The 414-nt window shown below is 40.6% G+C and carries 1 protein-coding gene; it reads right to left on the bottom strand.

All coding sequences use genetic code 11. From position 1 onward, the window contains the following. The coding region (locus tag EVJ34_RS15485) for a DUF6246 family protein (RefSeq protein ID WP_201739961.1) at positions 1-414 on the bottom strand (414 nt) is incomplete at both ends.

A 414-nucleotide genomic window follows, 5' to 3' on the forward strand; every position in this document is an offset into this window, starting at 1 on the left:
GTTCATCATTGCGCTTATCATCTTGCTTCATGATGTTGTCGTATTCTTCTTTTGTGAAGCCTTTCTCATCGGGATATTTAGCTTTGAGCATCATCTGAAATTCAGTCATGGTTAATTGTTCAGCCTCCTCTCGATTCATACCAAAATGAGCACGAGCAGAGCTAATGTAATCAATTGCCATAAACTCATCTGAGAATTCGCTTTTGCCTTCGTTACGTTGAAGTTTGCGAATCTTCGCTTTACCGATAATTCCATGAGTGAATAACTCTCTGGCAATGACGATAATGTCAGCGATTGGCATCTTGCCGTTTTTATAGACGATACCGCGTTTACCTGATTTCCATTCGCCAATGATTTCAGAACAATCGTCATCACAGCACGCCTGCATAACCATCATTGCAGACTGTAGAATAT

Origin of the sequence: Exiguobacterium sp. SL-9, assembly GCF_004336985.1 — a bacterium.
Classification (GTDB): Bacteria; Bacillota; Bacilli; order Exiguobacteriales; family Exiguobacteriaceae; genus Exiguobacterium.